General features: G+C 61.5%; 12 protein-coding genes. 10 read left to right on the top strand and 2 right to left on the bottom strand.

Features of this window, described 5'->3' with window-relative positions; all coding sequences use genetic code 11:
- The first annotated feature begins 237 nt into the window (after positions 1 to 237).
- From AC1D2R_RS08105 to ribB, 3 genes are all read left to right on the top strand, one after another.
- The gene (locus AC1D2R_RS08105; protein WP_477966535.1) at positions 238 to 3216 is read left to right on the top strand and encodes a bifunctional diguanylate cyclase/phosphodiesterase; all 2979 of its coding nucleotides are present in this window, start codon (positions 238 to 240) and stop codon (positions 3214 to 3216) included.
- A 160-nt stretch (positions 3217 to 3376) separates the two neighbouring features.
- Positions 3377 to 4474 (top strand): chorismate synthase, encoded by a 1098-nt coding sequence (gene aroC / locus AC1D2R_RS08100; RefSeq protein WP_477966533.1) that lies wholly within the window; start codon positions 3377 to 3379, stop codon positions 4472 to 4474.
- Positions 4475 to 4483: 9 nt separating this feature from the next.
- Positions 4484 to 5587 carry a 3,4-dihydroxy-2-butanone-4-phosphate synthase gene (gene ribB, locus AC1D2R_RS08095; RefSeq protein ID WP_477966531.1) on the top strand — a complete coding sequence of 368 codons (1104 nt, stop codon included), beginning with the start codon at positions 4484 to 4486 and terminating at the stop codon, positions 5585 to 5587.
- Between the two features lie 128 nt (positions 5588 to 5715).
- Here the strand turns inward: ribB and AC1D2R_RS08090 are convergent, their stop codons facing one another.
- On the bottom strand, positions 5716 to 6906 hold the full coding sequence (locus AC1D2R_RS08090) for a winged helix-turn-helix domain-containing protein (RefSeq protein ID WP_477966529.1): 1191 nt from the start codon (positions 6904 to 6906) through the stop codon (positions 5716 to 5718).
- A 151-nt stretch (positions 6907 to 7057) separates the two neighbouring features.
- Here AC1D2R_RS08090 and AC1D2R_RS08085 point away from each other — a divergent pair, with 151 nt between their 5' ends.
- The 3 genes from AC1D2R_RS08085 to AC1D2R_RS08075 are packed head-to-tail and all read left to right on the top strand — an operon-like array spanning position 7058 to position 8927.
- Positions 7058 to 7732: an energy-coupling factor ABC transporter ATP-binding protein gene (locus AC1D2R_RS08085; RefSeq protein ID WP_477966527.1), complete on the top strand. Its 675-nt coding sequence runs from the start codon at positions 7058 to 7060 to the stop codon at positions 7730 to 7732.
- Positions 7732 to 8340 (top strand): energy-coupling factor transporter transmembrane component T family protein, encoded by a 609-nt coding sequence (locus AC1D2R_RS08080; RefSeq protein ID WP_477966525.1) that lies wholly within the window; start codon positions 7732 to 7734, stop codon positions 8338 to 8340. Before AC1D2R_RS08085 ends, AC1D2R_RS08080 begins: the two co-directional genes overlap by 1 nt.
- 23 nt (positions 8341 to 8363) lie before the next feature.
- On the top strand, positions 8364 to 8927 hold the full coding sequence (locus AC1D2R_RS08075; protein ID WP_477966523.1) for a biotin transporter BioY: 564 nt from the start codon (positions 8364 to 8366) through the stop codon (positions 8925 to 8927).
- On the opposite strand, the gene AC1D2R_RS08070 is transcribed toward AC1D2R_RS08075, so the two are convergent.
- Complete coding sequence (locus AC1D2R_RS08070) at positions 8924 to 9325, bottom strand: acyl-CoA thioesterase (RefSeq protein ID WP_477966521.1); 402 nt, start codon at positions 9323 to 9325, stop codon at positions 8924 to 8926. The two genes, AC1D2R_RS08075 and AC1D2R_RS08070, sit on opposite strands and share 4 nt — an antisense overlap.
- A 262-nt stretch (positions 9326 to 9587) precedes the next feature.
- On the opposite strand from AC1D2R_RS08070, the gene AC1D2R_RS08065 reads away from it, so the two are divergent.
- The 4 genes from AC1D2R_RS08065 (at position 9588) to dxs (ending at position 14065) form a co-directional block, all read left to right on the top strand.
- A complete protein-coding gene (locus AC1D2R_RS08065; RefSeq protein WP_477966519.1) occupies positions 9588 to 10523 on the top strand; it encodes a histone deacetylase family protein in 936 nt (311 codons plus the stop codon).
- 2 nt (positions 10524 to 10525) lie between these two features.
- On the top strand, positions 10526 to 10777 hold the full coding sequence (locus tag AC1D2R_RS08060) for an exodeoxyribonuclease VII small subunit (RefSeq protein ID WP_477966517.1): 252 nt from the start codon (positions 10526 to 10528) through the stop codon (positions 10775 to 10777).
- 341 nt (positions 10778 to 11118) lie between these two features.
- Entirely contained in the window at positions 11119 to 12042 is a 924-nt protein-coding gene (locus AC1D2R_RS08055) for a pirin family protein (protein WP_477966515.1), read from the top strand.
- A 106-nt stretch (positions 12043 to 12148) separates the two neighbouring features.
- On the top strand, positions 12149 to 14065 hold the full coding sequence (gene dxs / locus AC1D2R_RS08050; RefSeq protein WP_477966513.1) for a 1-deoxy-D-xylulose-5-phosphate synthase: 1917 nt from the start codon (positions 12149 to 12151) through the stop codon (positions 14063 to 14065).
- Positions 14066 to 14621: the final 556 nt, after the last annotated feature.

Here is a 14621-nt window from a genome sequence, read left to right as displayed (position 1 = left end):
GCTTCAATCTAAGGTCATTCCGAACAGGGAGACCTCATTTTGTTATTCCGCATCAACTACATCGGCACGTCAAGGCGCATTTTGCGGAATACATATGTCTCGATATTGGTCTCCTGCCTTGTCGCAGTTGTTGTCATTTGGGTCGGATTCAGCCTCGACCGTGCCAATACTGCGGCCCACCTTCGAGAATCGGCCATCCGAACAGAGAACGAGACAAACCTCATTCGGGCGCGCGTGATGGCACAGATCAACATGGACATCACGGTCGTCCGCGATCTCGCCAACATGGTGGCGATCAATTCCAGCGTGAACGCCGAGGAGATGGAGCGCCAGATAAACTGGCTGCTCATCCAGAACCCCCATTTCGTACGCATTGCAATCGCCCCTGACTTCATCGTCAACTCTGTCTTTCCGTTGCCCACGGCACAGGCCAGGCTCGGAAAGGACGTGCGCGAGCCGATGCTCGCGCGCCAACCTGCCACCCGCAACACAAGCAATCAGCAGGCACGCTTCTATGGTCCGATCGGGAATCCGGACGGAAAGGAAGCCTTTGCGATTTTCTTTCCTGTCTTCGTCAAGGAAAACGGACAGCGTCGCGTCTGGGGTGCGGTCGAGGTCACGATCGACGCGGACGTGTTCTACCGGAACACCGGGCTGAAGTCGGCGCGCAACGCCGAAAACGAGGAAAAGTATCCGCACCTCGATCACTTAAAGATCGCGGTTCGCGACCTGATCACGGCCGATCAGGCAACGGCTCCTTTCTTCGGTTCACCGGAAGTGCTCGTACAACAGCCGATAACGCGGAGGATTGGATTTGCCGGCGGGCGCTGGGAGATCGCCGCCATACCGAAGACGGGCTGGGAAGCCGTTCCGGAGAATCAGCTCTCTCTGCGTCTAATCATTCTTGCCGCCGGCTGCGCGACGATCATACCGATCTTCTTTGCTACATTGCTACTCGGCGAGCGCAACCGCAACATTGCGCAACTGGAGAAGCGCGAAGCGACACTGCTTGAGCTGTCGCAGCGGCTCGATCTGGCGCTGGATTCATCGAACATCGGGATTTGGGAGCTCCACGAGGGGGGGCGCACCCTGTTTTGGGACAGCCGCGCCTCCATGCTGCATGGCAGGCCGCCGCTGGAAGGCGGGCATTCCATTGATGACTGGCTTGCTGCAATCGTTCCCGAAGACCACGGGACCGCGAAAGTGCACCTGCTCAACGAGAATGCCTCCGGCTCGTCATACACGGCGCAATACCGGATTCGTCTCGGAAACGGCAGTCTTCGGCACTTGCGCTCGGTCGGCTCGGCCTACACGGACGCAGCTGGCGCCAACAAGACCATCGGCATCGTCTGGGATGTGACGACCGATGCGGAGGCGGCGGACACGCTGCGAAAGGCAAAGGATACGAGCGACATCAAGAACGCGGAACTGGAACTCGCGCTCGACGAACTCTCCCGTCGCGAAGCCGAACTCGCCGAACTGTCGGGCAAGCTCGACCTGGCGCTCGACTCCTATCAGTGCGGCATCTGGGAAGCGACACTCGGGGACGACGGCGGCTCCATATGGGATGAGCGGATGCACGAACTCTACGGCCTTGCACCGCGGACGGGCTTCATGACCGAGCCGACCTGGCTCTCCTGCATCGTTCAGGAAGACCGGCCGCTGGCGATAGAAAGCGCACGGCACTTCGAGCAGATTGGCGACACGCACACGCTCATTTGCCGCGTGCCGGCGAACAACGGGACGGTGCGCTACGTCCGCTCCACCGGCAAAGTCCACCAGACGCCGAGCGGCCAGTTGAAAATCATCGGCGTCGCCTTCGACATCACGGAAGACGCGCTCATGACGGCGCAGCTCAAGGCTGCCAAGGACGAGGCGATCGCCAAGAACATCGAGCTCGAACTTGCCAAGAACCGTATCGAGCACAATTCGCTGCACGATCCCCTCACCGGGCTCGCCAATCGCCGAAAGCTGGACATGGCACTCGAAAGTCTGACCCAGGACGGCCGGAACGGGCGACAAAAATTCGCGATCCTTCACATCGATCTCGATCGTTTCAAGGATATCAACGATACACTCGGCCACGCGGCGGGCGACGCAATGCTCGTTCACGCGTCGCAAGTCCTGTCGAGGAACTTGAGAAACGATGACATCGTCGCGCGTATCGGGGGCGACGAGTTCGTCATCCTTGCCGACAATGCCAGCGATGCGGAGATGTCGGGCCTGGCCGGGCGCATCATCGAACAAATGCGCCAGCCGGTCGATTTCCAAGGCTTCGGATGCCGCTGCGGCGTCTCGATCGGCATCGCGCTTGCGAATGGCGTCCATGTCGACGCCCGGAAAGTTCTGATCAATGCCGATATTGCGCTCTACCGCGCCAAGAGCCAGGGCCGCAACCGCTACCAGTTCTTCAATCACAACCTGCAGGCAGACATCATCAACAACAAGCGGCTGGCGGACGAAATCCTGTCCGGCATCGAGAACAACGAGTTCACTGCATGGTATCAGCCTCAGTTCAGCGCGCAGACCATGCGGCTGACCGGTGTCGAGGCGCTGGTGCGCTGGCACCATCCCACCAAGGGTTTGCTGACGCCTGACAAGTTCCTCAAGGTCGCCGAGGAGATCAACGTCATGCAGACCCTCGACCGCATCGTTCTGGAAACGGCACTCAAGGACAAGATGCGCTGGGCTGCGCTCGGCGTTTCCATTCCCAAAGTCTCGGTCAATGTTTCAGCTCGACGCCTGCACGACGAAAGCCTCATCGAGTCTCTGCGCCACCTGCAGATCCGACCGGGAGAGATATCGTTCGAACTCGTGGAGTCCATCTTTCTCGATGAAAGCGAGGACATCGCCGCTCACAACCTCGACCGCATCAAGGCGCTTGGAATCGACATCGAGATCGACGACTTCGGCACCGGGCACACCTCGATCGTCAGCCTGCTGAAGCTGAAGCCGAAGCGGTTGAAGATCGACCGGCAGCTCGTGCAACCGATCGTAACCTCGCAGCAGGAACGGGCGCTTGTCAGCTCGATCATCGACATTGCCCGCTCGCTTGGTGTCGAGACCGTCGCGGAGGGTGTCGAGACGGCTGCCCATGCCACGCTGCTCCATGAACTCGGTTGCGATCTCCTGCAGGGCTACGCTTTCGCACGTCCGCTTTCCTTCCACGACTTTACAGCGGCAGCCACCGGAACGGCATGGCGCATCGCGTCATAGGCCGACTGTTCTCAATTTGCGGAAACACCATTTCCTCAAAGTGGCGATTTCGCGCAAAGAAAGGCGTTTGCCCGCGCTGTTTTTTGGCCTATGAGTGTCGCGCCTTTCAAGAGAATGACGCGGCCGGTGACGACCGGCCGGCGCGATCCGGTCGGAACATATGTCGCACAATACATTCGGTCACCTTTTCCGCGTAACCACCTGGGGCGAAAGCCACGGACCGGCGCTCGGCTGCGTCGTTGACGGTTGCCCTCCCGGCCTGCGCTTCAAGCTCGAAGACCTCCAGGTCTGGCTCGACAAGCGCAAGCCCGGCCAGTCGCGTTTCGTAACGCAGCGGCGCGAGGACGATCTCGTCAAGGTTCTCTCGGGCGTCATGATTGACGCCGACGGCGAGACAATGATTACGACAGGCACGCCGATCTCGATGATGATCGAGAATACCGACCAGCGTTCCAAGGACTACGGCGAAATCGCTCGCCAGTACCGTCCGGGCCATGCCGACTATACCTACGATCTGAAGTACGGCATCCGTGACTATCGCGGGGGCGGGCGTTCTTCGGCCCGCGAGACGGCGGCGCGCGTCGCAGCCGGCGGCATCGCCCGCCTCGTCGCGCCCAGCGTCACCGTGCGCGGAGCGCTGGTGCAGATCGGCAAGCACAAGATCAATCGGCAGAACTGGGACTGGGCACAGATCGACAAGAACCCGTTCTTTGCGCCCGATCCCGAGATCGTGCCTGTGTGGGAAGACTATCTCGACGGCATACGCAAGAAGGGGTCTTCAATCGGCGCCGTCGTCGAAGTCGTGGCCGAGGGCGTTCCGGCAGGGCTGGGCGCGCCGATCTACGGCAAACTCGACCAGGATATCGCTTCGCTGCTGATGTCGATCAACGCCGTCAAGGGCGTCGAGATCGGCAATGGCTTCGAAGCCGCCGAAATCACCGGCGAGGAAAACGCCGACGAGATGCGCATGGGCAACGACGGCACGCCGCTGTTTCTTTCGAACCATGCGGGCGGCATCCTAGGCGGCATTTCCACCGGCCAGCCAGTGATTGCCCGATTCGCGATCAAGCCGACCTCCTCGATCCTCACCGAGCGGCAGTCGATCGACGCCGACGGCCGCAACGTCGATGTGCGCACCAAGGGTCGGCACGACCCGTGCGTGGGCATTCGCGCCGTGCCGATCGGTGAGGCCATGGTCGCCTGCGCCATCGCCGACCATTATCTTCGAGACCGCGGCCAGACCGGCCGGCTGAAATAGGAACGAACCATGCCTTATGACCAGAAGCGCGTCGTGGATGCGATCCGAGCCTTCGAAGCCGGCGAGATCGTCGTCGTCATGGACGACGATGACCGTGAAAACGAAGGCGACCTGATCGTCGCGGCTGTGCATTGCACGCCGGAGAAGATGGCCTTCATCGTTCGCCATACATCCGGCATCGTCTGCACTCCCATGCCGAAGGAAGAAGCCAAGCGGCTGAACCTCAACGCCATGGTAGCGGAAAACGATTCCGCCCATACCACGGCCTTCACCGTCACCGTCGACTTCAAGCACGGCACGACCACCGGCATTTCGGCCGATGACCGGACGCTAACCGTGCGCAACCTCGCAAATCCGAATGTCGGCCCGGCGGATTTCGTTCGCCCCGGCCACATCTTCCCGCTGATTGCGCGCGAAGGTGGCGTTCTCATGCGCTCGGGCCACACCGAAGCTGCGGTCGATCTCTGCCGGCTCGCGGGCCTGCCGCCGGTCGGTGTGATCTGCGAGCTCGTCAATGACAACGGTACCGTCACGCGCGGCCCCGAGGTCGTCGACTTCGCGCAACAGCATGGCCTCAAGCTCGTCTCGGTCGCAGACCTCATCGCTTATCGCCAACGCAAGGAAACGCTGATCGAACTCGGCACCAGCTTCGACATAGAAACGCCTTTCGGCAAGGCGAAGGCCCATACCTATTCGCTTCCCTGGGATCCGATGCAGCATCTGGCCGTCGTCTTCGGGGACATCCGCGACGGCATCGACATTCCCGTGCGCCTGCATCCCGAAAGCGTGGCCGAGGACATCTTCGGCAAGCGGCGCCCCGTCGATCAATACATGAAGCGGATTGCCGAGGAAGGCCGCGGCGTGATCGTCTATCTGCGCGAGGGTTCGGTTGGCGTCGGCCATCACGACAACGGAAGGAAGGCGCGTTCACAGGGCCGCGAAGAACATGCCGAAGCGCAAAACCGCGAAAGCGAATGGCTGGAAATCGGCCTTGGCGCGCAGATCCTGAAGGACCTTGGCGTCTCCTCGATTAAGCTCTTGACCAGCCGCGAACGGCACTATGTCGGCCTGGAAGGTTTCGGCATCAAGATCACCAAGACAGAGATCGGGTGAGGAACAGCCTCCTCAGAATTAAGGCCCAAAGCGTCGGACCTTGCCTGCGGCACGGTCCTATCCCACTCGAACAAGGGAGCTCGGTTCTGCGCCGAAAAATCCTGCGTCCGCCTAACCGCAAGCAGGCTTTAGTCCCGCCAGCCCTCTCCAAATATTACCTTCTCAACGCCCGCGAATTTCGCGACGCGCTCCAACTCGGCCTCCAGACGGTCCAGCCGCCCGGCGGAGGCCCGCACGCCCGGCTCCAGCCATAACCGCTTGACATCGAGGGTTCCGCGCTTGCGGTCGGCCTTCATGTCGATGCGTCCGATGAGCGTGTCGCCCTCCAGGAGCGGAAAAACATAGTATCCGTATTCGCGCTTCGGTTCCGGGACGAAGATCTCGATCCGATAGAAGAAACCGAACAGGCGTTCTGTGCGATTGCGGTCACGGATCATCGGATCGAACGGGCTAAGCACGCGAACTCGGGCCGGTGCCTCTGGGTAGGTGTGGAGCGACGGGAGGATGTCCGCAAAGGCAAACGACGGCCGCGACCTGCCGCCAAGCGCAGGCTCGACCAGCACCTCTGTCAGCTCGTCGCGGTGCGCCCCCACCCAGGCCTTGGCCTCGTCTGGCGAGAGCAGATCCCAGAAAGCGGCGATCTCCCCATGGGTGGCGAAGCCTAGGCGCGTAAGGGCGCTGCGGCAGGCCCAATCCACGAAAACCTCGCGGCTGACTTCCGGCTCGTGGAACTCTGCCGGAATAACACGCTCGACAAGGTCGTAGACTTTCTGGAAATTCGAGCGCCCGGCAATCGCGAACTTGCCTGTGCGCCAGAAATATTCAAGCGCCGTCTTGTTCGGATGCCAGTTCCACCAGCCACCGGAGACGTGGCCATCCGCCTTGATCTCGCGCGCCATGATGGCGCCGTCCCGCCGTACGCGCTCGTAGGTCTCGTCGAACACGTCCTCGAAGCCTTCGCCGCGCCATTTGCGCCAGCGTTCGACCAGCACCTCCTCCTCGTAGCGGAACTTGTGCTTCCAGTAGCGAAAGAAGGCGCTCGGCACGATCGAGGCATCGTGCGTCCAGTGCTCGAAGAGCGCGCCATCCTTTTCCAGCAGCGCGGTCAGGTGTTCGCGCCGGTAGGTCTGGTTACGGGCAAAGAGGATCTGGTGGTGCGCGCGCTCGACCGTCTGGATGCTGTCCACCTGGACGAAACCGATATCATGGATGAGCTGGAGCAGCCCCGGCTTGGTCAGGGCCCTGTTTGGCGGTGCGCTGAGACCCTGCTTGGCAAGGAACACGCGGCGAGCATCGGAATTCGAAATGAGATTCGTCATGGCAGGCATCATAAGCCGGAAAATTTGCCGAGCCACCCGTTATAGACGGCCTTTCTCGGATAGGGCGATCCCCTTGCCGCCGGGGCCGGATTTTCATCTTTCAATACGCAGGATTCGTTTATAAAACGGCGGTTCAAGCAAGGGGGATCGATTGAACATCCGCTTCGAAGGCACAGGTGTGAGCTACGGAACGCGTGTCGCGCTGCAACCGCTGACGCTCGATCTCGCTGAAGCGCGCATCGGCATCATTGGACTAAACGGTTCTGGCAAGACGACGTTTGCGCGACTTATCAACGGCCTGACGAAGCCCACGACCGGCCGCGTCATCGTCAACGGGCGCGACACGACAGACGAGAAGGCCGAGCTCACCGAGGTCGGCTTCATCTTCCAATCGCCGCAGAACCAGATCATCCTGCCCATCGTGCGCGACGACATAGCGTTCGGCCTCAAAAACCGGGGTTACACGAAAGCAGAGATCGAGGAGAAGGTGGAGGACGTGCTGCAGCGCTTCAACGCCAGGCATCTTGCCGATCGCCGCGCGCACGAGCTTTCCGGCGGCGAACTGCAGCTCGCGGCCCTCTGCTCGGTCCTGGCAACAGGGCCGGACATCCTTATTCTCGACGAGCCGACCAATCAGCTCGATCTTCGCAACCGGAGCCTCGTGCAGGCGTTGATAGACAGTCTCCATGAGAACGCCATCGTCATCACCCACGATCTCGATCTGATCGCGGACTACGAGCGCGTGCTGGTGTTCCATGAAGGCCGGCTTGTCGCCGATGCGCCCGCGTCGCAAGCCGTGTCGTGCTACAGGGAGCTGGCCGCGTGATGCAATCGCTTTTCGTCGAAGGCAACAGCGCCCTGCATCGCCTATCGGCGCGAGCTAAGCTGATCGCCCTGGCCGGACTCGGCGTCGTCCTTTTCACCACGGCGAACATTCCCATTCTCTCCGTTGCGGTGCTTGCCGCCGTGGCTCTTTATCTGAGCATCGGGCTCCCCGTGCGGGCTGCCCTGGCACGTCTGAAGCCTATATTCCTGACGATCCTCGTCGTTGCGGCTTTCAGCCTCGCTTTCAATCCGTGGCACGGGGCTGTCGTCGCCCTGCTGCGGCTGACCGCGCTGATGCTCTTTGCCGCGAGCGTTACCGCGACCACCACGATCACGCAGTTCATCGACGAGATCACGCTTCTCGCGCGGCCACTGGAGCGCATCGGGCTCGTGCGGGCAGGCGACGTGGGTCTCGCGGTCGGGCTCGTCGTCCGCTTCGTGCCCGATATTCTCGGGCGCTACCAGGCCATTCGCGAGGCGCATGCAGCCCGCGGCCTGAAGGTACGGCCGACGACTGTGCTTGTGCCGCTGATCATTCTGACGCTCAAGGATGCAGATAGCATCGCTGCGGCGATTGACGCACGCGGCGTTCGGCGGCATGTCAGTTAACAGTTGTTAAACACGGAGCCGTCATGAGCACCCGCAACCTCGTTCTTTCTGCCCTTTTTGCCGCGATCATCGTCGCGCTCGGGATTCTTCCCCCGATCACGCTCGGCTTCATCCCGGTGCCGATCACGGCGCAATCGCTGGGCGTGATGATGGCCGGCGTCGTCCTCGGCGCCCGGCGCGCGACGATCGCAGTGCTAATCGTGCTGGTGCTCGTCGCAATCGGCCTGCCCGTTCTGTCGGGCGGACGCGGCGGGCTTGCGGCTTTCGCCGCCCCCACCACCGGCTTTCTGATCGGCTGGGTCTTTGCAGCTTTAACGACCGGCTTTCTCAGCGAGCGGCTGGCGAAACCGGAACAGCCTGCAGCCCTGCAGTTGGTCGGCTTTTTCGTGGCCGCTATGATCGGCGGCATCATCGTGCTCTACGCCTTCGGTATCGCCTATCTGGCAGTCGCCGCGCAGATCGGCCTCAAGCAGGCCTTCGTCGGTTCGCTGGCCTTCATCCCCGGCGACCTCATGAAGGCTTTTGTCGCAGCCCTGGTCGGCCGTGCCGTGATGGCTGGTTATCCGCTGCTGCCGGCAAGAAGCTAGTTCACGAAACGATAAAGCCAGTCTCGCGTGATTTCGGGAAGGGGGACTGGCGCGCGATCTCCACGCGCCCGCGCCTGCCAGATGATCTCGACTTCTGCGGCGCGCTCGCCGCCGGTGTCCGCAGCGACGATGAAGCCGACAGACCGGACACCGATCTTGTCGACGGCGGCGGTGAACACGACCTTCTCGTCGTAGTGCAGCGGCCGGTGCAGGATACACGTGACTTTCGAGGCGATGTAGAGCGGTTCATCCTCGACTTCCGGCCGCAGCGACCAGAAACTGGCGAGGACCGACTCCGCATAGGAAATATATGAACCCAGGAACATCTGGCCGTTCATATCCACATCGCGAAACGGCACATGCATGTGCACTGTATTCGAGCGCTGCATCTCGTTCATCTATCTATCCACCCCCTGCTCCCCTTGCAAAACAGTAGAACATGATGCCGCAAAGTGTAAGCGCTTTTCGCGCAGCCGAATGGCGCAGTTCCTTGATTTGGAGCCGAATTCATGTTTCAGACCGGCGCTGCGGAAAGTCCCGGCACCAGCGTTGGTCCAAGCCAGAAACATGCCGCCCCCTGATGCCGCATGCTTGTTGAAATCATCGCTCCGAGCCCCATCTGCTGTGGATCACAATGAGACGCACAGATAGAGTGACTCCATGAGCACCCGCCTTTACGAGCATCCGATCTTTCTGGAACACATCACGCCCTCCGGCCACCCCGAGCGCTCCGACCGGTTGCGCGCCATCAACGTCGCACTCGGCCATCCGAATTTTGAGAAGCTGGATCGGAAGGAAGCACCGCAGGCAAACGAGGACGCTGTCCTGCTCGCCCATCCTGAAGAGCACCTGTTGGAAGTCATACGGCAGATCCCGGAGGACGAAGACGAAATCAACCAGCTCGAAGCTGACACCTATGCGAGCCCGAAGAGCCTGAAGGCGGCGCTGACGGGTGTTGGCGCTGCGATGGCGGCGGTCGACGACGTCTTTACCGGCAAGGCGGACAATGTTTTCGTCGCCTCGCGACCGCCGGGGCACCACGCCGAGAAATCCAAGGCGATGGGTTTCTGCTTCTTCAACAATGCGGCGATCGCCGCCCGCCATGCGCAGAAGGTCCATGGCGCCGAACGCGTCGCGATCGTCGACTGGGACGTGCATCATGGCAATGGCACCCAGGACATCTTCTGGGACGACCCCTCCGTGCTCTTCTGTTCGACGCACCAGATGCCGCTCTATCCCGGTAGTGGTGCAAAGGACGAGACGGGCAAGCACGGCACGATCGTCAACGCCCCCCTATCCCCCAATGTCGGAAGCGACCATTTTCGAGAGGCGTTCAAATCTCGGGTGCTGCCGGCGCTGTTCGACTTCCGGCCGGACCTGATCATCATCTCGGCCGGCTTCGACGCGCACCACCGCGACCCGCTGGCGCAGATCAATCTGGTCGGCGAGGATTTCGACTGGGCAACCGGACGGCTGCTCGAAGTGGCCGACAAAAGTGCCGCAAACCGGGTCGTCAGCCTCCTGGAAGGCGGCTATGATCTCGAAGGACTGGCCGAATCGGCAGGCCTGCATATTCTCAGAATGATGAAGGGTTGAGTATGACAGACAGCGTCAAGCCGGAGGTTTCCGGTCTTTCGTTCGAGAAGGCGGTAGCCGAGCTCGAGAGCATCGTTGCCCGCCTGGAGCGAGGCGACGTGGCGCTGGACGAATCCATCGACATCTACGAGCGCGGCGAAGCGCTGAAGAAGCATTGCGAAACGCTGCTTTCGGCCGCCGAGAACCGCATCGAGAAGATCCGCCTCGACCGTGCCGGCAAGCCGCAGGGCGTGGAGCCACTGGACGGGGCGTGAACTCAGAGTGCTATTACGGTTCGAATTTCGTCATAGCGGCGCGCAATCCGTCGCCGCACCCCTCGATCAGCCCGCGAGAGAATTTCCATATCCTCGAGCTTCAAGCTTTTCACGAGCGCGGAAATGCTCGCTTGCGGATAACAGTGCAGGTGCCGGGCAAGCGCCACACCTTCATTTCCAGAATAGCTTCATCACCGAAAACAATGCCTCACGGATGATAATCTGAGCCTTCATGCGCCCACTATGTCATCGTGCGGCATGTGGCTTCAATCGACATAAAAACTGCGTCTGGCTCTTGCGGGCGTTTATGGCTAGTTTCAGCGATCGATTGGAGATCCACCATGTCCTTCTTTCCCGGTAAAGACCCACTACCCGGCGATGCCTTCGCCTGCAATGCGATCGAGAACCTGATTATTCCGCGCACCAGCGACCTTGGCGGGTTTCAGGTGCGGCGAGCGCTGCCGAGCCGGCAACGGCGACTGGTCGGGCCGTTCATTTTCTTCGACCGCATGGGGCCAGCGATCCTGAAGCCGGATGAGGCGCTGGACGTGAGGCCGCATCCGCATATCGGGCTCTCGACCGTCACCTACCTCTTCGACGGCGAGATCCGGCACCTGGACAGCCTCGGCACCGAAAAGGTCATCCGACCCGGCGACATCAACCTGATGACGGCGGGACGCGGCATCGTGCATTCGGAACGTACGCCGGACAACCTGCGCGGCCATCCGCTGCTGATGTCGGGACTTCAGACGTGGCTTGCGCTGCCTGACGACAAGGAGGAAATCGACCCCTCCTTTACCCACACGGAAAAGAGCGACATGCCGGTGATCGACGAACGCGGCGTGCGCGGTCGCGTCGTCATCGGCGCCTTCGGGGGAATGTCGTCCCCGGTGAAGGTTTTCTCGGATACGCTTTATGCCGACATCAATCTCGAAGCCGGGGTGAAATTTCCGTTCGCGGCGGCGCATGAGGAACGGGCCACCTACATATTGTCCGGTGAAGTCGTGATCGCCGGTGACACATTTGCGGCAGATCAGCTGCTCGTTTTCCATCCCGGCGATGCGATCACGCTGGAGGCGGGCAGTCAGGGCTGTCATCTGATGCTGTTCGGCGGAGCGGCGCTCAATTCCAAGCGTTACATCTGGTGGAATTTCGTCTCGTCCTCCAAGGAGCGGATCGAGAAGGCCAAGGAGGAATGGCGGACCGGCCGCTTCGACATCGTTCCGGGGGACGAGGAGGAATTCATACCTTTGCCGGAAGGCTGATCTCCTTTAGAAAGGAAATCTTGAGGTTCTTGAAATCGACTTTTTTAACAGCAATTTATGCCTTAAAGGCATCCCGCCCAAGAATGACAAGAAAGAGTGCCCACCCGTGACACAACCGCCGAAGACGCCGCTGCTGGATAAGGTTACCTATCCAGCCGACCTCCGAAAGCTGGAGGATCGCGACCTGCCGCAGCTAGCGCGCGAGGTCCGGGACGAAATGATCGATGCCGTGTCGCGCACCGGCGGCCATCTCGGGGCGGGACTTGGTGTCGTCGAACTAACGATCGCCATCCACAACGTCTTCGACACGCCTAACGACCGACTGATCTTCGATGTCGGGCACCAGTGTTATCCGCACAAGATCCTCACCGGTCGCCGCGACCGCATTCGCACGCTTCGCCAGGAAGGCGGGCTTTCCGGCTTCACCCGCCGCGCCGAGAGCGAATACGATCCCTTCGGCGCCGCCCACTCGTCGACATCCATTTCAGCCGGTCTCGGTATGGCTGTTGCCGCAGAGCTCGACAAGACGGACCGCCGCGTGATCGCGGTGATAGGCGACGGCGCGCTGTCGGCGGGCATGGCCTACGAAGCGCTGAACAACGCCGGCGCGCTGGATGCCCGGCTGATCGTCATCCTCAACGACAACGACATGTCGATCGCTCCGCCAACGGGGGCGATGAGCGCCTATCTGGCGCGTCTTGCCTCGGGTCGCACCTACATGGGCTTCCGTGACTTCGGCAAGAAGCTCACGGCCTATCTCGGCAAGAAGGTCGACCGTGCCATCACCCGCGCCGTCGAGCACGCCCGGGGTTACGTCACCGGCGGCACCATGTTCGAGGAGATGGGCTTCTATCATATCGGCCCCATCGACGGGCATTCCTTCGATCACCTGCTGCCGGTGCTTCGCAACGTCCGCGACAATGCCAATGGTCCGGTCCTGATCCATGTGGTGACGCAGAAGGGCAAGGGCTATGCACCCGCCGAGGCCGCCGCCGACAAGTATCACGGCGTCAACAAGTTCGACGTCATCACCGGCGCGCAGGCGAAGGTGAAACCGAATGCGCCGAGCTACACGAGCGTCTTTGCCGAAGCGCTGGTGCAGGAAGCCGAACTCGACGACAAGATCGTCGGTGTTACCGCGGCAATGCCGAGCGGAACTGGCCTCGACAAGCTTGCCGGCGTGTTTCCGTCGCGCTGTTTCGATGTCGGCATTGCCGAGCAGCATGCTGTGACCTTCGCCGCCGGCCTCGCCGCAGAAGGATACAAGCCGTTTATCGCGCTCTACTCCACATTCCTGCAGCGGGCCTACGACCAGGTCGTGCACGACGTCGCAATCCAGGGCCTGCCGGTGCGCTTCCCGATCGACCGTGCAGGCTTCGTGGGCGCGGACGGGCCGACGCATGCGGGCTCCTTCGACACAACCTTCCTTGCCGCCCTGCCCGGTTTTGTGGTGATGGGTGCGGCCGACGAGGCGGAACTGAAGCACATGGTGCGCACGGCTGCCGCCTATGACGCCGGCCCGATCTCCTTCCGCTATCCGCGCGGCGAAGGCATCGGCATCGACATGCCGGCGCGCGGCGAAATCCTGCAGATCGGCAGGGGCCGCGTCGTCAAGGAAGGATCCAAGGTCGCCCTGCTTTCCTTCGGCACGCGTTTGGCGGACTGCCTGCTCGCAGCCGAAGATCTCGACGCCGCCGGCCTATCGACGACGGTCGCCGATGCGCGCTTCGCCAAGCCGCTGGATCACGACCTGATCCGCCAGCTGGCGCGCCACCACGAGATGCTGATTACCGTCGAAGAAGGCTCCGTGGGCGGCTTCGGCAGCCACGTGCTGCAGTTCCTCACGACGGAAGGCCTGCTCGACAACGGCCTCAAAGTTCGCTCGCTTGTCATGCCCGACATCTGGGTGGAGCAGGCCAAGCCCGAGATGATGAATGCACAAGCCGGGCTTGACCGGGCGGGCATCGTCTCCACGGTCTTCAAGGCGCTCGGCCGTCCGGCCGTCGTCGGCGTCGCCGGATAGATCAAAGACCGCTGCCCGGCTGATTCCGTTAACGTCCGTCGCTGGAGTTGGTGCCGGTGGCGTCCTGTCGCAGGAAACCGTTAGTCCGGGGAGCGAGCGGACCTCGTATCTGCCGCAAGACGTTTCCGGATGCCGATGCAGTTGCCCCGGGGATCGCGGAACTGGCACATCCAGAGATGCCCGCCGATCTCCATCAGCCCTCGGTAGAACACCGGTCCCACCGCCCGCAGGTGGGCAAGCGATCGTTCGAAATCGTCCACCCATCAATAGACACCGAACCGGCGGCGCTGCTCTTTGCGGGAACAAGCTCCAGCTGCGCCTCACCCATCTTCAGGATTTCGAAGCCGGAGGGCTGGCTGGTCTCGAAGGCCTAGGGAAACGCACGTTGATACCAAGCGATGCCCTCGGACCTGTCGGCCACGTGCACCAATACGGGATATAAAAGATGCCAAATCCACACCTCAAATCAAACAGCACCGATCGGACTCCCGCAACTTGCTGGCAGGGGTTACAGAAAAAGAAAGGCCCCTCGCGGAGCCTCCTCAGGGACGGCTCT

It is taken from the genome of Rhizobium sp. P1_C7 (assembly GCF_056406295.1).
This window is presented reverse-complemented; position numbering and strand designations above follow the sequence as displayed.